Source organism: Anaeromassilibacillus sp. SJQ-1 (assembly GCF_046693725.1).
In the GTDB taxonomy this organism is placed as follows: Bacteria; Bacillota; Clostridia; order Oscillospirales; family Acutalibacteraceae; genus Anaeromassilibacillus.
This window is the reverse complement of the sequence record NZ_JBKEIV010000034.1, coordinates 231,197-252,215: the sequence shown is the minus strand read 5'-3', so window position 1 is coordinate 252,215 and position 21,019 is coordinate 231,197. Positions and strand designations below refer to the sequence as shown.

The 21,019-nt window shown below is 51.8% G+C and carries 19 protein-coding genes, 1 other RNA gene and 2 pseudogenes; 13 read left to right on the top strand and 9 right to left on the bottom strand.

The annotated features are described in order from the left end of the window. Window positions 1–118: 118 nt before the first annotated feature. Entirely contained in the window at window positions 119–262 is a 144-nt protein-coding gene (locus tag ACGCCZ_RS08775) for a helix-turn-helix domain-containing protein (RefSeq protein WP_411655809.1), read from the top strand. A 726-nt stretch (window positions 263–988) separates the two neighbouring features. On the opposite strand, the gene ACGCCZ_RS08770 is transcribed toward ACGCCZ_RS08775, so the two are convergent. The 3 genes from ACGCCZ_RS08770 to smpB form a co-directional block, all read right to left on the bottom strand. Beyond that, window positions 989–2,767 carry a GmrSD restriction endonuclease domain-containing protein gene (locus tag ACGCCZ_RS08770; protein ID WP_054322900.1) on the bottom strand — a complete coding sequence of 593 codons (1,779 nt, stop codon included), beginning with the start codon at window positions 2,765–2,767 and terminating at the stop codon, window positions 989–991. 536 nt (window positions 2,768–3,303) lie between these two features. Beyond that, window positions 3,304–3,652: a transfer-messenger RNA gene (gene ssrA, locus ACGCCZ_RS08765) on the bottom strand. An 8-nt stretch (window positions 3,653–3,660) separates the two neighbouring features. After that, window positions 3,661–4,125, bottom strand: coding sequence for an SsrA-binding protein SmpB (smpB, locus tag ACGCCZ_RS08760; RefSeq protein ID WP_054322909.1), 465 nt, complete (start codon window positions 4,123–4,125; stop codon window positions 3,661–3,663). 428 nt (window positions 4,126–4,553) lie between these two features. Here smpB and ACGCCZ_RS08755 point away from each other — a divergent pair, with 428 nt between their 5' ends. Next, window positions 4,554–5,222 (top strand): CatB-related O-acetyltransferase, encoded by a 669-nt coding sequence (locus ACGCCZ_RS08755; RefSeq protein WP_411655808.1) that lies wholly within the window; start codon window positions 4,554–4,556, stop codon window positions 5,220–5,222. Between the two features lie 92 nt (window positions 5,223–5,314). On the opposite strand, the gene ACGCCZ_RS08750 is transcribed toward ACGCCZ_RS08755, so the two are convergent. After that, window positions 5,315–5,611 carry a hypothetical protein gene (locus ACGCCZ_RS08750; protein ID WP_411655807.1) on the bottom strand — a complete coding sequence of 99 codons (297 nt, stop codon included), beginning with the start codon at window positions 5,609–5,611 and terminating at the stop codon, window positions 5,315–5,317. Next, a complete protein-coding gene (locus ACGCCZ_RS08745; RefSeq protein WP_411655806.1) occupies window positions 5,608–5,865 on the bottom strand; it encodes an ECF transporter S component in 258 nt (85 codons plus the stop codon). The genes ACGCCZ_RS08750 and ACGCCZ_RS08745 overlap by 4 nt, the downstream gene beginning before the upstream one ends. A 248-nt stretch (window positions 5,866–6,113) precedes the next feature. Between ACGCCZ_RS08745 and ACGCCZ_RS08740 the strand changes: the two genes are divergently transcribed. From ACGCCZ_RS08740 to ACGCCZ_RS08720, 5 genes are all read left to right on the top strand, one after another. Further along, the gene (locus ACGCCZ_RS08740) at window positions 6,114–6,686 is read left to right on the top strand and encodes a TetR/AcrR family transcriptional regulator (protein WP_411655805.1); all 573 of its coding nucleotides are present in this window, start codon (window positions 6,114–6,116) and stop codon (window positions 6,684–6,686) included. Window positions 6,687–6,794: 108 nt separating this feature from the next. After that, window positions 6,795–8,177, top strand: coding sequence for an MATE family efflux transporter (locus tag ACGCCZ_RS08735; RefSeq protein WP_411655804.1), 1,383 nt, complete (start codon window positions 6,795–6,797; stop codon window positions 8,175–8,177). A 245-nt stretch (window positions 8,178–8,422) separates the two neighbouring features. Further along, entirely contained in the window at window positions 8,423–10,195 is a 1,773-nt protein-coding gene (locus tag ACGCCZ_RS08730; protein ID WP_085532577.1) for an efflux RND transporter periplasmic adaptor subunit, read from the top strand. Continuing rightward, window positions 10,188–10,907, top strand: a complete 720-nt coding sequence (locus ACGCCZ_RS08725; protein WP_054322914.1) for an ABC transporter ATP-binding protein — start codon at window positions 10,188–10,190, stop codon at window positions 10,905–10,907. Before ACGCCZ_RS08730 ends, ACGCCZ_RS08725 begins: the two co-directional genes overlap by 8 nt. Further along, on the top strand, window positions 10,904–12,157 hold the full coding sequence (locus ACGCCZ_RS08720; protein ID WP_054322915.1) for an ABC transporter permease: 1,254 nt from the start codon (window positions 10,904–10,906) through the stop codon (window positions 12,155–12,157). The genes ACGCCZ_RS08725 and ACGCCZ_RS08720 overlap by 4 nt, the downstream gene beginning before the upstream one ends. Before the next feature lie 283 nt (window positions 12,158–12,440). Here ACGCCZ_RS08720 and ACGCCZ_RS08715 read toward each other — a convergent pair whose 3' ends face one another. After that, window positions 12,441–12,635 carry a hypothetical protein gene (locus ACGCCZ_RS08715; RefSeq protein WP_152918271.1) on the bottom strand — a complete coding sequence of 65 codons (195 nt, stop codon included), beginning with the start codon at window positions 12,633–12,635 and terminating at the stop codon, window positions 12,441–12,443. 282 nt (window positions 12,636–12,917) lie between these two features. On the opposite strand from ACGCCZ_RS08715, the gene ACGCCZ_RS08710 reads away from it, so the two are divergent. From ACGCCZ_RS08710 to ACGCCZ_RS08700, 3 genes are all read left to right on the top strand, one after another. Further along, window positions 12,918–13,586, top strand: coding sequence for a response regulator transcription factor (locus ACGCCZ_RS08710; protein ID WP_411655803.1), 669 nt, complete (start codon window positions 12,918–12,920; stop codon window positions 13,584–13,586). Further along, complete coding sequence (locus tag ACGCCZ_RS08705; protein WP_085534557.1) at window positions 13,570–15,177, top strand: sensor histidine kinase; 1,608 nt, start codon at window positions 13,570–13,572, stop codon at window positions 15,175–15,177. The genes ACGCCZ_RS08710 and ACGCCZ_RS08705 overlap by 17 nt, the downstream gene beginning before the upstream one ends. A 384-nt stretch (window positions 15,178–15,561) precedes the next feature. Further along, window positions 15,562–15,816 carry a DUF6061 family protein gene (locus ACGCCZ_RS08700; protein WP_054322919.1) on the top strand — a complete coding sequence of 85 codons (255 nt, stop codon included), beginning with the start codon at window positions 15,562–15,564 and terminating at the stop codon, window positions 15,814–15,816. Window positions 15,817–15,865: 49 nt separating this feature from the next. Here ACGCCZ_RS08700 and ACGCCZ_RS08695 read toward each other — a convergent pair whose 3' ends face one another. From ACGCCZ_RS08695 to ACGCCZ_RS08685, 3 genes and pseudogenes are all read right to left on the bottom strand, one after another. Then, window positions 15,866–16,177 (bottom strand): helix-turn-helix domain-containing protein, encoded by a 312-nt coding sequence (locus tag ACGCCZ_RS08695; RefSeq protein ID WP_054322920.1) that lies wholly within the window; start codon window positions 16,175–16,177, stop codon window positions 15,866–15,868. A gap of 459 nt (window positions 16,178–16,636) precedes the next feature. Beyond that, window positions 16,637–16,813, bottom strand: a complete 177-nt coding sequence (locus ACGCCZ_RS08690) for a hypothetical protein (RefSeq protein ID WP_411655802.1) — start codon at window positions 16,811–16,813, stop codon at window positions 16,637–16,639. Continuing rightward, a pseudogene (locus tag ACGCCZ_RS08685) lies at window positions 16,768–16,896 on the bottom strand (DnaB-like helicase C-terminal domain-containing protein); the annotation flags it as partial. The gene ACGCCZ_RS08690 and the pseudogene ACGCCZ_RS08685, both read right to left, overlap by 46 nt. A 203-nt stretch (window positions 16,897–17,099) precedes the next feature. Between ACGCCZ_RS08685 and ACGCCZ_RS08680 the strand changes: the two are divergent. The 3 genes and pseudogenes from ACGCCZ_RS08680 to ACGCCZ_RS08670 all read left to right on the top strand — a co-directional run bounded on the left by ACGCCZ_RS08680 (window position 17,100) and on the right by ACGCCZ_RS08670 (window position 20,890). Continuing rightward, window positions 17,100–17,965 (top strand): annotated as a pseudogene (locus tag ACGCCZ_RS08680) (ABC transporter ATP-binding protein). Beyond that, window positions 17,962–20,178, top strand: a complete 2,217-nt coding sequence (locus ACGCCZ_RS08675) for a hypothetical protein (protein ID WP_054322923.1) — start codon at window positions 17,962–17,964, stop codon at window positions 20,176–20,178. Before ACGCCZ_RS08680 ends, ACGCCZ_RS08675 begins: the two are co-directional and overlap by 4 nt. Then, window positions 20,171–20,890, top strand: coding sequence for a hypothetical protein (locus tag ACGCCZ_RS08670; protein ID WP_054322924.1), 720 nt, complete (start codon window positions 20,171–20,173; stop codon window positions 20,888–20,890). Before ACGCCZ_RS08675 ends, ACGCCZ_RS08670 begins: the two co-directional genes overlap by 8 nt. Window positions 20,891–21,019: the final 129 nt, after the last annotated feature.

Below are 21,019 nucleotides of genomic sequence, written 5' to 3'. Positions count from 1 at the left end.
AAAGCATCCGGCGTATATGGACATATTGGGGAAGAGGTATCTTCGGAGAAGTTTGCCGGATGGCCAGCTATTCTGAGGGGGCCTGTGCGGAACGATTCAGCAATGTGAAGCAAGGGCGGTGATTGCCGCCGCAGTCAATGGCGATCCTGACGCAGTAGCACGGGTGATTCGGTATTATTCCGGCTACATGGCCCAGTTGTCTATGTGGACACGCTTTGATTCCTTGGGCATCTGCCGGTTCCACCTCGACTACAATCTATAACCAGCGGCTGGAAAGCAAATTGGTGGCGGCCATCTTTCAGTTCCATTTGGATTGACCACATTCCCTTTCCAACGGTAACGCTTGCCAAACATGCCGTTACGACCTTTCTTGCGTAACATCCATCAGCGGTAAATGCTGCCGGACGAAACCATAGAAAGAAATTTTGCATCTTGAAAATTGAATATGAGAGGGGATACATATCATACCAACCAAGAGGCTCTACAAAGGCGGTACGAGATTGAACTGCCGCAGTCCGTCATTGATTCCTTGTACCTGAAATCCAGAAATTCTATGCAAGCGAACAGGGACAGAAGGAACTGGAAGAATAGAAAAAGAAGTATTCTGATAAAAGTAAGGAGTGCAGTAAAATTCAAAGATGATATGCGAAAGGATGCCCCGATAGGGGCATCCTTTTTTGTCGCAATAATAGGGAGGAAAGCTTTGTTTCGTAGGGATGTTCCTCTCATTTGGGGATGAGTGGGCGTTTTGCCTGCCCGTTCATATTGGGTGCGCTGCGTTTTGCGACGTACCTGCTCCATGATCCGAAAGGATGTCGTGTTTCACGATACCTTTAAACGGGCAAGGGTGTCACTTTTCGTTACACCCTATACTGCTAGAAAAGGGGGCTGTGTTTTGGAATACCTTCAAAAGAGTCCAGAGGACGCGAAGCCACAGAATGTGATTCTGTGTTCAATGGGGATGGGTTACAACCCCTAACAAATAGGTTTAATTCAATAGTGCTCCAAACATCTGTTGCACTTCATCGGAATTCCTTCCAGATATTGTTCTGCCAGTAGCCGCTTCAATTGCACATAACAGTTTCTTAGCACGGTCAATGATAAAATCTTGAAACTCATTATTTCTTAGCAAATTGTGGTCGATCCAGTGTGTCTCCACATAGCTGTCCAAATCGGACGGTAATACAGAACCTTTCTTTTCAAGCTTTCCAAGATAGGTGGACGGCGCAACACCGCCTATTTCACGATTGCTGCTTGCGGAAATCGGTGTCTTATTCACAATACTATTCCATTTGCTCTTGTCATACCCTTGTCCGATGCAGTAATCCTTCGGAAAGATGTGATGAATATCGATTTTCTCGTTTGAGTATGTTGAGAAGTCCATCTCCGCACCGGAAATGAAATCGCGGGCGTGGTTCTTAAGAATCAGCGCCATAATACCCTTATACGCCGCCGACTGTCTGGATTGCAAACTGAGTAGGCGCGTCGGGTTGAAGAAGAAATCTGTGATCGTCTTTGGGAAATCGCCGCCATCTGTAATCCACTTGATGACTTGCGATATATCATTGGCATACCTTGTCTCGTTTGCCGAGCCGTACAACTCACCGAAAACGCCGCACCAATACCATTGCTTTACCATATTTTTGACAGTGGTAGTGTTAATCTTGTTCCCATCCATCAAAACAGTGCAAATGGCCGCAAGAGGAATCAGCTGTGTGCTGTATGGAAGGTCACGACTTGAGAATATCCGTTCCTCCTGCAGTAGCTTATCTGCAACAGAAAATCCTACACAAAGGTCGTCTGCATACTTTTTATATGATGTCAGCTTTAAAGCTAGTACGTCTTTTTTCTTGCAACTCACCGTTCCACCTGCTTTGAACGAAGAGAGAAGCGTAAGAGCGGTTAGAAAGTCTGTAGCTGTTACAATATCCAGCAAATCCCCTGAGAAATATTTTTCCTTGCGGTCTTTCCAATCCTTACGCAGCAGGAAATCGTCCATGGCAAAAATTGCGGTGACAAGCTCAAAAACCGTCAAAGAAACGCCGCCGGTATTCACATTTTCAAAAACCTGACACACTGCCTCTTTCGGAGTTTCTTTGTCTAGCAGAATAACCGGCATAGCGTACTTTTGTGTCGGCATGATTATTTTAGAGAAAAGTTCCGTGAACTGCTGGATAGTCGCCGGATCATAGTTGTAATAGGCATAATATTCATTTTGCCATCTCTGCTCCTCACCGGAATTCAGGATGATATTAAGGGGAAACATCTTCAGGCTGAATTCATTCTGCCTGGTTGAGAGGTCTATTTCGATCTTCCTGCCAAAATCAGATGTAACCTGTCTCGTTGCAGGAACCGAGATTATAATATCTTCATCATCGGAACTTGGATCAAGCGCCTTTTCAATGTTCAGATAATAATATCTGTCTATCTCTTTACCCTTGTCTGTTTTTGTATGGACGGGATTCTTACTGTACAGGGCATTGTAAAGAGACGTCAATCTTTGCTGCCCGTCAAGGATAAGCTCATCCGGCTCGGCGTTAGGGTCGGCAACTGAGCCTTCAATCAGTTTATGCTTGAAATGGATGCTTTCATTTCCGTATTCCAGAAACATCGCTGCACCCACCGGAAAGTTATGGATCACGCTGAGGATTAATGCCTTAATGCGGCCATCATCCCACACCCAGCCCCTCTGAAAATCAGGTAACTGTGCTGCGCCAGTGTCCACAGCTTTCATTAAATCGGTAAGCGGTCTGTCATTCGTTTTCATGAACTGCCTCCCCGCAACTTGTACTTTGAACAACCCCTCAATAATCTGAGAGATTGTAAATCAAACAGCTTTCTAGTTTACTTCTAAAGTTCCGTTTTTTTGCATATTCTATTGAATCACATCATTTTGTTATATTATAAGACAAGACAGTCCATAAAACAAGAATGTATAGTTTTATTTCTACTGAATATGATATTAGATTTAGCTTCCAAAGAAATAAAGCCCGAGGGGCAAGGTACTAAGTACTTTATCCCTCGGGCTTTCTGTTTTGACATCACAGCCACACCCTTACGGCAAAGCCGCCTTTGAAAAAGTAGGCGTTCATATAATACCCATCTGGGAAATGCTGACAAGATAGATGCCTGCTGCAAATGTGAGTGAAAAGGCAAAACAAAAAGCTGAGCCCGGAACGCGAAGTGCGTCCAGGCTCAGCCTGATGGGAAACATCGACAAAATAGATGCCCGCTATAAACGCGAACACCGAGCCATATAAAAAGAAAAGCCCCGAACGCGACTTGCGCGTCGAGGCTCTCGACTGGTGGAGCTGAGGAGAATCGAACTCCTGTCCGAAAATCACTTGCCCTGGCTTTCTACGAGTGTAGCCGGTGTTTTTACATTCCCTCTGTAGGACGCCCAAAGGCAGGCTTCCTACTTCAGTAGCCTTTTGGTCATGACAAGGGTAAAGGCGTTCCCCTGTTCACGTTCACCGCTCATCGACGCCTTTATCCGGGCCGCGGTGCTCCCGGTAAAGACGGCAGCCTAATTAGGCTGCGTACGCAACAGTATTGTTGTCGTTTAATTTTAAAGTTTGCGGAGTTTCAAGCGTTTCCGCGCCGCTACTCGCTTACCAAGGTTCACAACCTCCGTCGAAACCATTGCAGCCCCATAATATATCACCGGTTCTTTTCCTTGAGCGCCCGGTCGATGTCTCGCTTGGCCGCGCGCGCTGCAAGATCCGCGCGCTTGTCATAGAGCTTCTTACCGCGGCAAAGGCCCACCTGCACCTTTACCAGCGATCCCTTGAAATAGATCGAAAGGGGAATGAGCGAATACCCGTCCTGCTTGACCAGTCCGAACAGCCGCATGATCTCCCGCTTGTGCATCAAGAGGCGGCGCACCCGCATCGGGTCCTTATTGAATATATTGCCCTGTTCATAGGCGCTGATGTGCATCCCGTTGACAACCAACTCTCCATGGTCGATGGAACACCACGCATCTTTCAGATTGCACTGTCCTTTGCGCAGAGATTTCACTTCGGTGCCGCACAGCTCAATGCCGGCCTCCATGCTTTCCTCCACAAAATAATCGTGAAAGGCTTTCTTATTTTGTGCGATGGTTTTTAAAGAAGCCTTCGGCATAAAAAAGCCCTCCTTCCGCTTCTTCTGTGGTCTTATAGCATAGCATATTTTGACTTGTCTGTCAAATTTAATTCCCCTGGAAAGGTTTCCCCAGCCTTTTACGCTCCAATAGAGAATCCAGGCCCCTACTGGAATACAGATTGGCCCTATTTTTTGCGTTCCGATCTCCAGGGATGCTTGCAAGGAACTTCCACTATTCTCGTTCTTTTATCCCGGTCTTAAAAATCTACTCCGCGGTTCCTTGAAAAAAACAGATGCAATGCGTAAAATTATGGGGAAAAGGTATCGATGACACGCCCATGGACGGGAAACCATGAGCGCAACTCAGAAATAAAGGAGAAATAGGTCATGCGGGAGATTCGAAAGAAGAGGGCCGTCGCTACGGCAGATACAGGGGAAAGGGTGTGATTGCGCAATTTGAAAGGAGAATGATTATATATTCCATACCGGACCCCAATGCGGTCTTTCCGAACGCATATGGGACCACCTGTTTCCTCAAAAATGTCATCAAGGCGCCGAACATTTTGGTGGGGGACTACACATATTACGACGACCCTGTGGACCCAACCCGTTTTGAACAGAACAATGTCTTGTTCAATTGGCCGGAATTCGGCGACCGACTGTTGATTGGAAAATTTTGCTCGATTGCAAGCGGTGTGCAGTTCATTATGAACACAGCCAACCATCGCATCAGCAGCGTCACGACCTATCCCTTCCACGTGTTTGGCGGGGCTTGGGCGGAACATACCCCGCCGCATTTGGAACAGCTTCCCTTTAAGGGCGACACCGTTGTGGGGAATGACGTGTGGATCGGCAGGAACAGCACCATCCTGCCCGGCGTCCAGATCGGGGACGGCGCCATCATCGCTGCACATTCCGTGGTGACAAAGGACGTCGGCCCCTACCAAGTGGTGGGAGGAAATCCCGCGCGTTTTCTCAAGAAACGGTTTGACGATGCACTCATCGCGCTACTTTTACAGGTCCGCTGGTGGGACTTTCCCCCGGAAAAGCTGGTAGAGGTCCTTCCCCTTTTATGTGACCCGGACCTGGACTTCGTGCGGGCACAGCTCCAACAGATGCTGGAACAGCGGCCTTAACCGCAAAGGCTGCCGGATACAGGCGGCCGAACAGAAAGCCAAAACAGGGCGCAGCCGGAATTCCTTTCCGGTCTGCGCCCTGTTTTCATGGATTATTCCGACTGCCGCAGCGTGCGGGACCAAAGCCCTGACTTTTGCAGCGTAAACACCAACAACGGGACAACGATCAGCTGTAGAAGAATGCCCGGCCAGGCGGTGAGGAATGCGCCGGACAAAAATGCCGCAAATCCATACGGCTTCCCAGCAACGCCCATAAAGACAGCGTTCACCAGCCCATAAATGACACGGCCGCCCAGCATGGCGCCCACCAAAGATACATAAAGTTTCTGGTGCAGCGTCTGATAAAAAAGCCCTGTGAGCACCCCATAGGCACACAATTCCACCATCATGGAAGCGCCGGTCGGGAAAATGGGGGCATCCCTGTGAGGATGGACGAGAGCAGCGGGACCAGGATGCCACATGCTGCTCCATACTGCCAGCCGCAGAGAAGGCCGCACAGCAAAACCGGAAGATGCATGGGCAAAAGCGCTGTTCCGGCGCCCGTACCGAACACATGGAACACTGTGGGCAACAGAAGCCCCAGTGCAATACAAAGTGCTGTCGTTGTCAGGCGAACCGCCTGACGGTGTTGTGTCTGAAACATAAAAGCCCTCCTTGACAAATTCCGCGCACGGGTCCCGGTGGGCGTTGTGCGGCTTCCTGCCGCGTCCCATCCTGTGGGGTTGCGCAGATCAAAAAATCAATTCCGGCTGTCTTCAGACAGCGATTACAAACCGAGTATAGCGGGAAACGCGGCCCTTGTCAATCTCTCACCTATGAATGAATATTATTCATTGACGTTTGCGCATAATTGTGTTATGCTGGCTTTGAGCTCAAAAAGGAGGCCATTCTATGCCGCGGATTACAAAAGCCCCTGAGGAACGCCGCCAGGAGATTCTGGATACTGCTATGCGGTTGTTCTACCAAAACGGATACGAAAAAACCTCTATCGCCGATATTGCGCAGGAAATGCACGTCGCGCAGGGGTTGTGCTACCGATACTTTCCCTCCAAAGAGGCGCTGTTTGACACCGCCATCGACCAATATGCCGGCCAGCTGGTCGGCCGTATGACGGAGATTCTCCGACAGCCGGGGCTTACCTTGCGGGAGATCATCCTGCAAATGCCCACCTTCTTGGATACGGAAGCCGACGACAACTTTACCTACAAACTTTGCCATGGCCCGCAGGGGCACAAACTCCATCAGCAGCTCTCCATGGCGGTGTGCGCGAAAATGCAGCCCATCGTCCAGGAGCAGTTGGACTTGGCAAAAGCGCGTGGGGAAATCCAAGTCGAAGATACCCGGACTGTGGCGTCCTTCTGCGTCTATGGGCAGCTGGGGGTCCTGCTGTGTGCAGAGATTCCAGGGGAGGAACGTGTCCGGCGCACAAAGGCGTTTCTGTTGGAGATGCTACATCTCAAATAGGCCTTTTTCATCAAACGCATGTTGTCGTAGAACCATTGGACGGCATGCGTTTAAAAATGCTTTTATAATGAATAATATTCATTCATTCAACTGGAAAGGATGATCTCGATGTCTCAAACAATCCAATTTATTGAAGGAAACACCCGGCGGTGCCTATTCAAGATGGCGGTTCCGGTGTTGACAGCCATGTTCCTGAACTTGGCCTATAACCTGGTGGACAGCCTTTGGATTGGCAATCTCCTAGGAGAAACCGCATATGCCGCACTGACTGGTGCAACTCCTGTCATTTTGGTCTTAAATGCGGTGGCAATGGGAGCAACCAACGGCGTATCCATCCTGTTATCCCAAGCGGTTGGGGCAAAGGACACCAGGCGGATTGACTGCCTGATCGCCACATCTCTGGCGGTTGCAGTGGTGTTTTCCATCGCGGTTACCGCTGGAATAGAGCTGTGTCTGCGCCCGCTTCTCTCTCTTTTACAAACCCCGGCAGAAACTTTTGAAATGGCCTATGGATACCTCTCCATCTATCTGCTCGGGTATCTTACCGTTTTCCTCTATTGCTACTTTACGGCGGTCCTGCGTAGCTTTGGCAACGCGGTCTTTCAAATGGTAGCTATGCTGATCTGCACCGCGCTGAATGCGGCCCTGGACCCGCTCTTTATCCACCTGTTCGGCTTTCAGGGCGCTGCCATCGCAACCCTTCTTTCCCAGACGCTCTGCCTGGTCTTTATGCTGGTCTACCTGGCGAGGAAAAAGCTGTTTGTTATTCATCTGTCGGCCTTTTCCTGGGAGGCAGTTTCCGCCTTTTTTGCAAAAGGGGTCCCGGCCGCTTTTCAGCAGAGCATCCCAGCCCTCAGCACGGGTTTTTTAACTTCGTTGGTGAGCGGGTACGGCGTTACGGCTATCGCCGCTTATGGAATCATCGGCAAGCTGGAGACCATCCTGTTTTATCCAGCCATGGCCTTGAATATGGTTCTGACAACCATTGTGGGACAATGCGCCGGGGGGAAACGCTTTGACCGCGCGCGGGATTATTTGAACGCCGCTCTTCTGTACGGCGGCGGCTTGTTGCTCCTTCTTTCCGCGCTGGTTGTGGGGTTTGCCGGGCCGCTTTCACAGGGTTTTGTCTCCAGCGCACCAGCAGCGGCAATCGTGCAACATTCCTTTTACATTGTCGGTATTGGATATGTCCTCAATACGGTCACCAATTGCTTCCTAGGGGCTGTCAACGGTATGGGACGTCCAATGAAAAGTCTGTTCTGCATGGTATTGTATTATCTGGTGATCCGTATGCCCTTGGCATGGCTGCTCTCGAACGTCGGTTTGGGCTTGGATGGTATTTGGTGGGCTGTTTTGACCAGCCATATCGTGGCCGCCGGTGCAGCGGTTTTTCTGGGAGGCATTTGCTGTCTTTACAGGAAAAATATTGAAAGAAATATCCGGTTTTTTCCTCTATCATTATACAATTTGCCCAATAAACAAATGATATAATTTACAAAAACGTGAAGAAACTTAAATAAATCTTAATTATGTGTTTGAAGTATTGACTTTTTGCAATCATATATGTACTATTGTATTAATCAACTGGTACAATGTGCCTGCATAAGTGGGATCTGCCAAAGAAGATTCCTTTCCAAGGAATCTTCCGTCCCATTTTTGCAGAGACTCTTCTGCGCCATTTGGCCAGCTTTTGGCAGGACCACGGCGCATGGAATATGTGATGGAGGCTAAAAAGCGTGAAAAGAAAGAAAAAGGTTTTGATCGTCATCGGCGTTTTGGCTGCCGTGGCTGTGGGCGTGATGGTCTTTCGTCCCACCGACACGGGGACAATCGCACTTCCCGTTGAACTTTCTCCCCTGCAAAAAACAACGCTGCGCAGCACAATCAGCACCAACGGCAACGTGGAGAGCACGGATTCGGTAAACGTTTACACCAATTTGACCTATCCGGTCAAGGATATTTTGGTCGAGGTCGGCGATCACGTCAACGAGGGGGACGTCTTGTGCGTCCTGGATTCGGAGGACCTGCAACAGCAGATCACCCAGAAGCAGCTTTCCCTTGCGACGGCCAGCGCCAACAACCAGCAGCAGATTGAAACCAACCAGAAGAAATACGACGACGCCATGGAAACGCTGAATGCTGGCCTGAACACCGAGCTGAATACAGCCCAACAGAATGTGAACGACGCCAAGCGGAAGGTGGACCAGGCGCAAAAGGACCTGGATGCCGCCAAATCCAAGCTGGACAGCAATCTGAATACGGAGCTGATCTCTGCGCAGTCCGCCTACGATACCGCTTCAACAGCGCTCGGCCGCGCGGAAAAAGCCCTGAAGGACCGCCGGAATGAACTCGGCAGCTACTACAGCGACCTGGAACGCGATTATGAAGAGGCGTTAAAGAAATACGAACGCGCAGTAAAAAATGACGACGATGATGTCGAAGAACTCAAGGCAGACGTACTCGAATGCAAGCAGGCACTGACGGACGCAGAAAACGAGGCGGATGCCCTGTACATGAAGGGAACCGAAACCCTCAGCGTGGACCAACTGCGGCGGAACGTCACCGATGCGCAACAGGCATATGACACCGCCAAACAGAACCTGGACGCCGCCAAAAAGGCGGTGGATGACCAGCTGGGTACATACGAAACAGAACTCACAACAGCCAAGGACGCCTATAACAATGCGCTGAAGGCGCAAAAGGCAACCCAGACCGCCGTGACACACGGCTTGGAAGACAATTTGCAGGCGATCGAGACCAGCAAGCTCTCCGCGGACGACCGCGTACAGCGCGAGGAACTCAAAAATCTACAGGAGCAGTTGGGCAAGTGCACGGTGACTGCGCCCGTTTCCGGCACCATCACCGCAGTATATGCCACCGAGGGCGCGTCGCCGAGCGGCGTCATGTTCCAGATCGAAAACACCGACGCATTGCAGGTGGACGTCAAAATCAAAGAATACGACGTAAACACGGTCAAACCCAACATGGCAGCCATCATCAAAGCGGACGCCACGGGCGACGATGAATACGAAGGCTATCTGGAAAAGGTATCTCCCACAGCGGTCCGGACGCCAGAGAGCACGGATGGCAACAATACGGCCAACTCCAAGGACGTCGAATTCGATGCGACCGTAGTGGTTTCCTCGAAGGAAACCGGCCTGCGCATCGGCATGACCGCCCGCGCAGACATTGTGACCGAGCAGAAGGAAAATGTCTTTGCCGTGCCATACGATGCGATCTCCACGGCGGCGGACGGCAGTTCGGTTGTCTACACGGTCAAGGAGCAGGAGGACGGGACTACCATAGCGGAGGCGGTTCCGGTTACGATGGGCTTGGAGACCGATTATGAGGTGGAAATCAGCGGCGATCTCCTCACAGAGGGCATGCAGATCATCTCGGACAGCAAACAGATTCAGCCCGGCATGCCGGTTTCTGCTATGCCGGCAGCCGGCGTCCTGCCGCAGGATACCGCCGGCTCGATGGGAGTGGGTGTTGTAGCCAATGGGTAAGACAGTCATTGAGATGCGCGACATCGTAAAAACCTATTACATCGGTACTCCCAACGAATTGGAAGTCCTCCATGGGATCAGCTTGGACATCCGGGAAGGGGAATTTGTCTCCATTGTCGGCGCGTCCGGTTCTGGTAAATCCACGCTGATGAATATCATCGGCGCGTTGGATCACCAGACCTCGGGGGAATACACCCTGGACGGCGTTCCCATGGCTGAAATGAGCAGCCGCAAGCTCTCGCAGATCCGGAACCGCAAGATTGGATTTGTATTCCAGACCTTCAATCTCATCCCGCGCTGCACCGCACAGGCCAATGTGGAACTTCCCATGCTGTATGCGGGCATTTCAAAGCGGGAGCGCAGTAAGCGCGCCAAGGAACTTTTAGAGATGGTGGAGATGTCGGAACGTTCCAGGCATATGCCGAACGAGCTCTCCGGCGGCCAGAAGCAGCGCGTGGCCATCGCCCGCGCCATGGCAAACGACCCGGCGATCATCCTGGCCGACGAACCAACCGGCGCTCTGGACAGCAATACCGGACGTCTGGTGATGGACATCTTCCATGAGCTGCACGAAAAACAGGGAAAGACCATTGTCCTGATTACGCACAACAACGAGTTGGCCGAAGAGACGGAACGCATCATCACCATCCACGACGGCAGCATCGTCCGGGAACGCGACAAGCGCCTGGAGCGGCAGGGGGTGGGTGCATGAATCTGTTTGAGAACATCTCTCTGGCGATTGCCGGCCTGGTTTCCAACAAAATGCGCGCATTACTCACCATGCTGGGAATCATCATCGGCATCGGTTCGGTGATTGCCATCACGTCGGTGGGCGAGGCAATGACCGGAATGGTCAGTTCTTCTATGGAGAGCATGGGCGTAAACAACGTTGCAATCCAAGTCACGCCCCGCGATTACACCAGTTCTTATACCTATACTGAGGACGACCTCATCACCGACGAAATGATCGAACAGTATCAAAACAAATACGGTGACAAGATCGTCGGTATCGGCCTGATGGAGAGCGCAGGAAGCGGCATCGTCACCAAGTTTCATGAGGACAACAAGGTCAGTCTGCAAGGCGTCAACGAGGGCTATGCCACGGGCGCGACAGGCACTCAGGTGAACATGGTGCGGGGACGCTTTATCAACGACTCGGACACAGAGCGCGCCAAATATGTGGCGGTCATCGCGCAGTCCCTGGCAGAGACGCTTTTTCCCGGCAATCAGAACGCTGTAGGACAGGAGATCAAGATCGAGATGGATGGCGGTGGACGCCAGACCTTCACCATCGTGGGCGTCTATGAGGATCAGGCAAACAGCTTCCTGATGGGTTCGGCCGGCATGAGCACCACCATTTACATCCCGATTTCGACCGCTTACCGCGTGTTGGATTACTCGCCGGACGGGTATTTCTATTTCTATATCGCGGTTCAGCCGGGTTTGGATTACCAGTCGTTCGCCGAGGAGTCTGCGGAGTTTTTTAACGACCGCTTCTATGCGAAAAACGAGAGCATGCACTGCGAAGCGCAGAGCTTGGAATCCATGGTCAAAGAAGTCAATGACATGATGGGCACAATGTCCACGGCCATCGCGGTGATTGCTGGAATTTCGCTGCTGGTCGGCGGCATCGGCGTGATGAACATCATGCTGGTTTCCGTGACAGAGCGCACCCGCGAGATCGGCATCCGCAAAGCGCTCGGTGCACCGGATGGCGCCATCCGTATGCAGTTTATTGTGGAATCCATGATTATCTGCGTCATCGGCGGCGCATTGGGAATCCTACTGGGCGCCCTGCTCGGTTATGCGGGCGGAAGCCTGTTGGGGATGCCCACAGTCCCATCCATAGGAGCCATCGTCATCGCGGTCGGCTTCTCCATGCTGATTGGCGTGTTTTTCGGCTACTATCCGGCCAACAAGGCCGCAAAGCTCGACCCCATCGAGGCTCTGCGGTACGAATAATACCAGACTCATTTCATGCGCTCAAAGGCAGTTGGCCTTTGAGCGCATTCTGTTTGGTTAGAGAAATCACCGGCTGTGCATATGGAGAAGCCCCATAAAAAAGCTTTCGCTTTCAGTATCGAGCGAAGCGAGTTGTTCACAACAATCTTTCGATGGCAGAAGGTTGCTGTTAGAACAGTAATTGCCCATGTACGGGCTGTGCGCTGTGGGGTGAGTGACGCAAGCGAAAGCAAGTTCCGCACGTTTGGAGACGCTTGCCGGCAATGGGCCTTATGGGGCCTCCTTATGTCCCCGGCTCAGCCGGAGGGGGCGACTGATATGCTTTCTCAAAAGGGACTCCTGCGGTCCTGCTGGAGGGAGTAGGCACGCTTTGCTTGTGGGTAAAGCGGGAAATGAACAGCGGTTTTATCACCAAGGCGCCGCGCATACCGTCCACACGGGGACAACAGCAGAGAGCGCCCGGCAAGGTTCCCGCCATAGAAGGCTTCTTTGCCGCATGAACTGCCCACTTATGGGCTGCTGTGGTTTCGTGGAAAAAGCTTCAATTGAGCAAGGCTTGCCAGCGTAGAGCCTTTATGGAACTTTTCAAGCATCCCGGCTTTGTTGGGGGCATAATCGCGGCGGGAAGGCCGCTTGCCCGGCGTGCCGGTTATCAAAGTTCCTGGCTATTCCGGTTTCCAACGGGAAAACCTGGAATCTGAAAAAAATCCATACAAATTTCAAATTCCCATGGTATACTGTCCGACAGGAGTTGATGAAAATGAAACGAATCTTAGTCGTAGAGGACGATCCGGATATTCAGGAGATGCTCTGCGCTTATCTGCACGATGCAGGTTATGAGACCGGCGCGGCTGGGGATGGGATCGCTGCTCTGGATTTGTTCCACGGGGGGACTTGGAATTTGGTCCTGTTGGACGTCCTGCTTCCAAAGGTGGACGGATACGGCGTCTGCGAGCTTATCCGTCGCGAGTCCAGCATCCCAATCATCATGCTTACCGCCTTGGATGCGGAGGAAAACCAGCTCAAAGGCTTTGATCTGAACATCGACGACTATGTGACAAAGCCGTTCTCCATGCCAATCCTCCTGCGAAAAATTGCCGCTGTGCTCCGCCGTGCCGGCAGCGGGGAAGAGGAGACCAGCCTACTGGTCTACCGGGAACTGACCCTCGACCTCGATGCTTACCAGGTCACAGAGGGCGGGTGCCCCATCGATCTGACCAGCCGCGAATTTGAACTTTTGCGGGAACTGTTGCAAAATCAGGGGCGCGTATTGACGCGCTCCGTCCTGCTGGGAAAACTCTGGAATTACGATTTCCTAGGGGACGAACGCATTGTGGACAGCCACATCAAAAACCTGCGCAAAAAGCTGCGCGGGGATTACATCGAGACTGTGCGGGGGGTGGGGTACCGTGTTGAAAAAGTGCATTAGACGGATTGGCGGGAGTTTAACTTTGCGCATTTTTCTGATTACTGCCGCCATTTTGGCAGCGGCCTGCGCATTGACCTATGCTTTTATCGCCTGGGCCACGCCGATCTCCTACACGACGATTGTCAACAGCGATCTCGCGGAAAAGGCGACCACGCTTACCCGGGAATTGGAAAAAACGACGTTGGCGGAATGTGGCCCTCTGGTGGACCGTTTTATCATCGATACCGGCGTGACCGTGTTGATGAGCGATGCGGACGGAAATCCGGTGGAACTCCCCAACTCGATTGCGATCTCCATGGCCAGCGATTCTGCTGAAAACTCGGTTGCCGGCAGTTACTACAGCGAGGAGGAGGGCGAAAGCCTTACGCTCATTCCGGATACTCCAACCGAGGAGGACCGCTTTGTCGTTACGCAGTCCGACCCGGTTTCCTCGGAGGATGCTTTTTCTACCACTTCGGCCGGTACCTTGACGGTCTGGGATACCGCAAGTGGGAAAATCCAGGCCTCCGGCGATTTGGTCACCGTCACCCGCGATCTTCCCCAGTACACCTTCTCCTTCAAGGGGAGCAGCATGCCCTATACGATGACCATCCTAAACAGCGTCACCGCAGCCAACCAGACGGTCGAGGCACTGGGGCGGGTACTTCCTTTTCTGCTTGTGGTGGTTCTGGCAATCTCCCTGCTGGGGGCGGTCATCTATTCCCGTTATATCACGCGCCCCATCGTACGGCTCAGCGGTATTTCCCAGAAGATGGCAGACCTGGACTTCGACTGGAAGTGTCCGGAAAAACGCGGTGATGAGATCGGCGTATTGGGACGGAACCTGAACGAACTTTCCGAGCGCCTTTCCACCGCTTTAAATGAACTGCGCACAGCCAATGCAGCCCTGCGCCAGGACATCGACCGTGAGCGGGCGTTGGAACAGCAGCGGATTACTTTCTTCTCCGCCGCCTCCCACGAGTTAAAAACGCCGATCACGGTGCTGAAAGGACAGCTTTCCGGCATGTTGGCTGGTGTGGACATCTACAAAGACCGGGATAAGTATCTAGCGCGGTCGCTGGCTGTCACCAATCGGATGGAGGGACTGGTTCAGGAAATTCTCACAATCTCCCGTATGGAGAATGTGCACGTGCCGTTAAAACAGGAGGAAGTGGATTTGACGCAACTGGTGGAACAGCAGGTGCAGCAGGCCGGGGAGTTGGCACAGATGCGTGAACAGGCGTTGCACATTGCGACGGCGCCAGGGGTACTGATAAAAGGTGATCCCGTCCTGTTGCAGCGCGCCATTGGCAATTTGCTGTCCAACGCGCTTCTCTATTCGCCGGAAGGGGAAACCGTACATGTCCGGCTTACCGGAGACAGACAGCCGGAACTGACCATCACAAACGGCGGCATTCATATTCCGGAAGAAGCCCTTCCACACCTTTTTGAAGCATTTTACCGGGTGGATGCCTCTCGAAATCGGGGGACCGGCGGTAGTGGTCTGGGGCTGTATATCGTCAAAATGGTATTGGACCGGCATGGGGCGGATTACCGGATGGAAAATACCCCGCAGGGGGTACAGGCCACGGTCGTTTTCCCCGCCCCCTGACCGCACGGTCTCCAAGGACTTTTGGAAGGTCCTTTTGCGGCCCCCGCAAGGCCTGTGCAAACCTCTCCGCCCGTGTGTCCCTATCCACTCTTTCGATTGAGCGTCGAATCGGGCCGTTATACTGTCCCGATTAACTTGGAGGGGATACACCCTAACAAAAATGAGCGGAAAGCCCCCCAAATGTTGGCTTAACAGTGATAAGGAAATAAATGACTTATCAACGGTTAGCTGGCGGTTTTCGGGTGCATACGAAACTCCCGTCTGATTCCTAACAGGAATTAGGCGGGAGTTTTTCTTGTTAACAGAGACTATATTGATAATCTGCTTTGCTTGCCTATATGCGGATATAGGCAAATACAGCAAACTATTTTGGAGAATATCATGATGGAAAAATTACTTTCCTGTGCATTTAACATGGGTACCGGTCGTGTTGAACTGCGGTACTCCGACGGCAGCATGATTTCCATTCACTGTACCTCTGTAGAGGACGAGCTCGCGAACAGCCGCTTCCAGCGGCCTGAACGGGACTGGCTCATCTACAACGATCCGCTGTCCTATGCGGAATTGATTCTGAACGGAGACCCGAAGGAATATTTACAAACCGTAACAGAACCTCTACCGTTCGATTTTGATGGATAAGCAAAACCGCCAGAGGCACATCCAAGAGATGCTGCTTCTGGCGGCTTTTTTACATTTTATCAATCAAAGCAAATACTACGGCTTGCTGTTCCTCACTCAATCTCGACCATCGCTCCAGAAGCTTTCTTTGTGAAACCGTCAAAGAAACGGGAGTATCTTCTTCTGCAAACAGCTGAGAAAGTGTGATACCAAAAGCTGTACAGATTTTTTCCAAGGACGGAATCGTAGGGACCATATTCTTGCGATACCACGAGGAGATTGTAGACTGCGGCAAGCCAGAGCGTTCTGCAAGCTGATACTCCGTCCAGCCCCGATCCTCTCGATATGCGGTTATGGCAGAGAGAATATCTTTCACCTGCATCACCCCTTTATTTGTGTTCTTCGTAAATTATACTTTTGTTTGTCGTTGCCTTTTAATCACTTTAATCGTATGATTTTAACGATATATACAAGCACTGAGAGGATGCTTACGATGAGTCAGAAAAGCTGTTTCTTGATAGGCCATAGAAAAAGCCTCCGAAAAAATCTATCCAGCACTGTATGCTGCCATCGAGGAACATACAACCCGCTACGGTGTCACCGAATTTATGGTTGGTCGTTACGGCAATTTTGACAGTCTTGTGGCAAAAGCTGTAAAAACCACAAAACAAAGCCATCCAGAAGTTGAACTTACCTTATTGTTGCCCTACCATCCGGCAGAACGTCCTATTCCTGTACCAGATGGGTTTGACAGTACCTATTATCCTCCGGGCATGGAAAGGTACCCGCAAGGTTGCTATTGTCCGGGCAAATCGGTATATGGTCGATCATACCGATTTTCTCATTGCCTATGCGTGGCGCCCTGCCAGCAACGCAAGAGATCTTCTGGAATATGCAAGGAAGAGGAAGGGAAAGGTTTCATCCGGGTGACGGCCTTGCCACACAATGATTTTTGAGAAAAAGTAATTGCTTTTATATAGTTTTCATATTCACAAACTTTGTATAATTTGGCATCCATACCAGGTTTACCGTGCCAATAGGTCCGTTTCTCTGTTTTGCAATGATAGTCTCTGCAATATTCTTATTTTCAGAGTCTTTATTTCAAAAACGAGGGGACCCTTCCGTCCTTTCATGGCTTTTGGTATACCCTCTTTTCTCTTGGGTTCCATTCCCACAGTATTTTCCGCGATACTGGCTCGCGCATGGGCAAATTCTCCACAAAATCTACAAAAAATCTGCACAGCGGCTCCAAATGGATTTTATATGATATAGGCATCCCAAATTTGGAAAGGATGGTACCCTTCATGCGGATTTCCATTGAACAACTGAACATGACCTACCATACAGGGAAGCAGGCCCTGCGGGATGTAAACCTCACACTGGAAAGCCCCAATTTGATCGGTCTGTTAGGACCGAACGGCGCGGGAAATCTACCCTAATGAAACTCTTGGTGGCGGGCTTGCTGCCCACCAGCGGGAATATTTCAGTGGATGGGACGCCTCTTCACCGGTGTGAAAAAGCATTAAAAGCCAAACTTGGCTATCTCCCGCAGTCCTTCGGCCTGTATGACGAGCTAACCGTTTGGCAATTTCTCGACTATATGGCGGCATTAAAAGGGCTCCGAAACAGCCGGGCAGCCATTGACCGGGCAATGGAAGCAGCCAACCTGACGGAAAAGCGCAAGGCCCGCATTCGAACGCTCTCCGGAGGGCAACGCCAACGGGTTGGCATCGCGCAGGCGCTTCTGGGAGAGCCCGAATTTTTGATTCTCGATGAACCCACCGTCGGCCTGGACCCGGAAGAACGCATCCATTTCCGCAACTTTTTCTCCCAAACTGCGCAAGATAAGATCGTACTTTTATCCACACATATCATTGAGGATGTCCAGTCGGTATGCAACCAGTTGATTGTCATTCACCACGGAACCATTCTCTTCACAGGGACGCCGGAAGCGCTTATTGCCTCTGCACAAGGACACGTGGGTGTATTTCTGGAAAGTGAAGAGAGCTTGGCAAACCACGATTTGCAGATTACCTCCCGCGTCAACACCGCCAAGGGGGTTGCATGCCGGGGTGTAGCGGAAAAGCTGCCGCCGTTTGCTGAGCCGGTCGAACCCAGCCTGGAGGATGCCTATCTATACTGGATTGCAGGGGAGGGGGCTGCACAATGAAGGGATGGTCTCTCTTCCGCGTAGAGGTAGCACGGCTGTTCCGGGATCGACTGACTTGGTTGGCGCTCGCTGTCTCCGTGTTATCCCCAGCCGCCGGGCTGTGGCTCTACCGGCCTTTGTTTTCCTCTTCCGCCGCAACTTCCTATGCCACCTCTTTGACAGGAGCTTACCTGGGGAACCCCGCCCTGGCTGGCGCAATCGGAAGCGCTGTCGCCTTTGCTCTGCTCACCGCCTGGGAATGCAGCCGCGGACACCGCTCCCACGTGGACATCCTTACAGACGCCATGATTTCCCCTCTACAGGCGGGCTTTTGCCGCATCGGCGCATTGCTCCTCGCAGCAGTAGCTGCACAGGCGCTTACACTGACCGTCTGGTTGCCATTCACCGCCGCTCAAATCGGTTCGGTGTTCCACGGGTGGTTGTACGTGGCGGGTTACCTGACCTTTATGTTGCCGGCTGCTCTGTGCGCAGTTCTCTTTACCGCTTCAGCCTATCAAATCACGCGGCGGCTTGACCTTACCCTGGTTCTGTTTGCTGCATTCGCCCTCTTGAGTTTGACCGCCTGGAAGGAAAACTGGCTGTTGCGCTGGCTGAACCCTGCGGTCAATTCGATGTCGGACGACTTTGGCAACGTCCGGCTTTTGCGGTCCGTTCTGTACAACCGGCTTTTCTGGCTCCTTCTGCTGTGTGGGCTCTGCGCGCTGTCCTTTCTCTGTGTCCGGCGCTACGGGAAAGGAATCTTCGGCTCTGCCGCTCGGAACCTCCGCAAGGTATACCTGCCGCTGCTGGTGGTTACGTCCCTGCTCTCCGGCTATGCCGTCTATACATATCAGCCGTTTTTGGACCACAGCAAAGCGGAAATAGACATGGATTCCTACTACAATATCACATACAACGAGTCGGTATTTTCCAACGCCATTCACGTTGATGCCCGGCCCAACCTCTCCACCGGATGTTTTTACGGTACAGCGGTATATTCCCTGCATAACATCAGCGGGGAACCGCAGACCATCTCCTTCCAAACAAATCCGGGGTATCAGGTTCAATCGGCAACTGTAAACGAAGTGCCGGTAACCTTCCGGGATCTTGAGGACGACGACCAGAATACCAAAACGATTGAGGTCGATCTTCCCGCAGTGGAGACAATGGAGCTGGTCATCGAGTACGGCGGCTTTCCACAGGAGTGGAACCTGCTGGAATTATCCCAAGGGGCCCTCGAGATCAGCCGCGATTATATCTATCTGGCCAATCAGGATTTTTCCCCCATGCCAAAGGACTTTGTCTGGGAGACGGAGGAACAACCGCCCTTTACAGCGGAGATCGACCTACCGGCCGGTATGACGCCGGTGTTGTTTGCAGAGGGAACGGTCGAACAGATGGGAAAAAATCCAGACGGCAGCTATCATTGGAAATTGATCGACCGCGGTCAGAATATCATCCTTTACGCCGGAGACTATATCTCGCATCACATTGACGCTGCAGGGATTGATGTAGAATTCTTTTACAGCGCAAAACACAAACAAGTGATGGAGGAATGTAATGTGGACAGCGTTGTAAAGCAGGTGTTTGACTATTGCACCGAGCACTATGGCCCGCTCTCCTTCTACGGGGATTCCTCTATGAAGTTGATCGAGATCGGCATGGTCGGCGGCGGTTACGCCGCAAATGGCGCCAGCGCGATGGGGGAGGACAGCTTTAACGAACAAGGCCTGAAAGACCCGCTTAAGGGTGCCGGGGGCAGTGAGGTTCTCGCCCATGAGATCGTCCATCAGTGGTGGGGGCTTGGAAATATGTTCGATTCACAGGACGCCTCTGATCCCTGGTCTGCAGAAGGGCTGACCGTCTACACCACCTATCGGATGATGAAGGAACAGTACGGAGACGCCTATGCGAAAAAGAACTATGTGGACGTCTGGCAAGAGCAGGTGGACGACTACTATCAAAACTTTTATGTCCGCCACCCCGAATATCTGGAGCAGCTGCCGGAGCAGTACCGCGCAGACATTGCCAACAGCCTCTCTCAGGTGCGGCAGTACTGTGAAATGCCTCTGAAAATCCTGAAAGCAGAGCAGCTGGTCGGTGGGGAAGAGGCGATGGATGCCATTCTCGCCAAGCTCTTTACCCGGCAACTTGATCCCACCTATCCCTACCTTACCTATCAAGACTTTCTGAGCGCCTGCGCTCTGACAGAGGAGGATTTGAACCTTGCGTAAGATCTTTCGATATGAGCTGCGGCGAGCCGTATGCAATAAATTTTTCCTGGGCCTTCTGGTGGTGAGCCTCTATTTCGGATGGCAGACACTAAACAGTGAAGTCATCAAAGGCATTGCTCACACCGCGCCGTTTTCTCCGTGGAGTTTTGGCTATTATTCGGCACAGGTTTTGCCCCTGTTGTCCGTGGCACTGCTCTTTTTTCTCTGGGGGATTTTTTCAAAGGAGGCCCGCCGGGTCAAACCCCTGACCGACGCAACCCCCGTGAATGCTGGAAATTATCTCATGGGGAAATGTGCTGCTGTAGGGGCGGCCTGGCTGTTGTTGGCCGTGTGTGTCTGTGCACTGGGGATGGGCTTTTTGGCCACACTGTTCGGGGCGGTTGTCTCCATTGGAGAACTGCTCATCCCCGTTCTGGTTTCTCTGCTTCCGGCATTTGTCTTTGTCCTGGGGCTGGGCATGGCAGCCGGCCATATCCACCCGGCCCTGATTCTGGTATTGATGCCCGTGATGTTGTCTATCAATCTGTTGCCGCTTCCCGCAGAGTGGGGGTTGTTTGGGGCTACATGGTTTTCCGAATATCCACTGACCCTTGAAACGTTGGACCCTGCATTTGCTCTGCCCGCCTCTGTTTGGGGCATAAAGACCATCTTTCTGCTTGTAGGAATGGGATTGATCGCTCTTACCATCCGTCTGGAAACCAAATCGTCATAAAGAGCCGAGGATGCAGACAGGAGCATTCCTCCGTTCCCAATGGCCGATTTACGGTTCTCCAAAGGGGCACATCCTGCCAACGTCATTTTTTAATTCCCAGGTACATGTTATTGCTTTTTTGTAACCTTT

What these genes read in the sequence shown, in the direction of transcription:
- smpB (WP_054322909.1), bottom strand. Translation starts at nt 4,125, where the DNA reads ATGCCGAAGGCTTCTTTAAAAACCATCGCACAAAATAAGAAAGCCTTT.
- ACGCCZ_RS08755 (WP_411655808.1), top strand. Translation starts at nt 4,554, where the DNA reads ATGATTATATATTCCATACCGGACCCCAATGCGGTCTTTCCGAACGCA.
- ACGCCZ_RS08770 (WP_054322900.1), bottom strand. Translation starts at nt 2,767, where the DNA reads ATGAAAACGAATGACAGACCGCTTACCGATTTAATGAAAGCTGTGGAC.
- ACGCCZ_RS08725 (WP_054322914.1), top strand. Translation starts at nt 10,188, where the DNA reads ATGGGTAAGACAGTCATTGAGATGCGCGACATCGTAAAAACCTATTAC.
- ACGCCZ_RS08720 (WP_054322915.1), top strand. Translation starts at nt 10,904, where the DNA reads ATGAATCTGTTTGAGAACATCTCTCTGGCGATTGCCGGCCTGGTTTCC.
- ACGCCZ_RS08675 (WP_054322923.1), top strand. Translation starts at nt 17,962, where the DNA reads ATGAAGGGATGGTCTCTCTTCCGCGTAGAGGTAGCACGGCTGTTCCGG.
- ACGCCZ_RS08710 (WP_411655803.1), top strand. Translation starts at nt 12,918, where the DNA reads ATGAAACGAATCTTAGTCGTAGAGGACGATCCGGATATTCAGGAGATG.
- ACGCCZ_RS08735 (WP_411655804.1), top strand. Translation starts at nt 6,795, where the DNA reads ATGTCTCAAACAATCCAATTTATTGAAGGAAACACCCGGCGGTGCCTA.
- ACGCCZ_RS08715 (WP_152918271.1), bottom strand. Translation starts at nt 12,635, where the DNA reads ATGGCGGGAACCTTGCCGGGCGCTCTCTGCTGTTGTCCCCGTGTGGAC.
- ACGCCZ_RS08690 (WP_411655802.1), bottom strand. Translation starts at nt 16,813, where the DNA reads ATGGATGCCAAATTATACAAAGTTTGTGAATATGAAAACTATATAAAA.
- ACGCCZ_RS08700 (WP_054322919.1), top strand. Translation starts at nt 15,562, where the DNA reads ATGGAAAAATTACTTTCCTGTGCATTTAACATGGGTACCGGTCGTGTT.
- ACGCCZ_RS08695 (WP_054322920.1), bottom strand. Translation starts at nt 16,177, where the DNA reads ATGCAGGTGAAAGATATTCTCTCTGCCATAACCGCATATCGAGAGGAT.
- ACGCCZ_RS08750 (WP_411655807.1), bottom strand. Translation starts at nt 5,611, where the DNA reads ATGATGGTGGAATTGTGTGCCTATGGGGTGCTCACAGGGCTTTTTTAT.
- ACGCCZ_RS08740 (WP_411655805.1), top strand. Translation starts at nt 6,114, where the DNA reads ATGCCGCGGATTACAAAAGCCCCTGAGGAACGCCGCCAGGAGATTCTG.
- ACGCCZ_RS08745 (WP_411655806.1), bottom strand. Translation starts at nt 5,865, where the DNA reads ATGTTTCAGACACAACACCGTCAGGCGGTTCGCCTGACAACGACAGCA.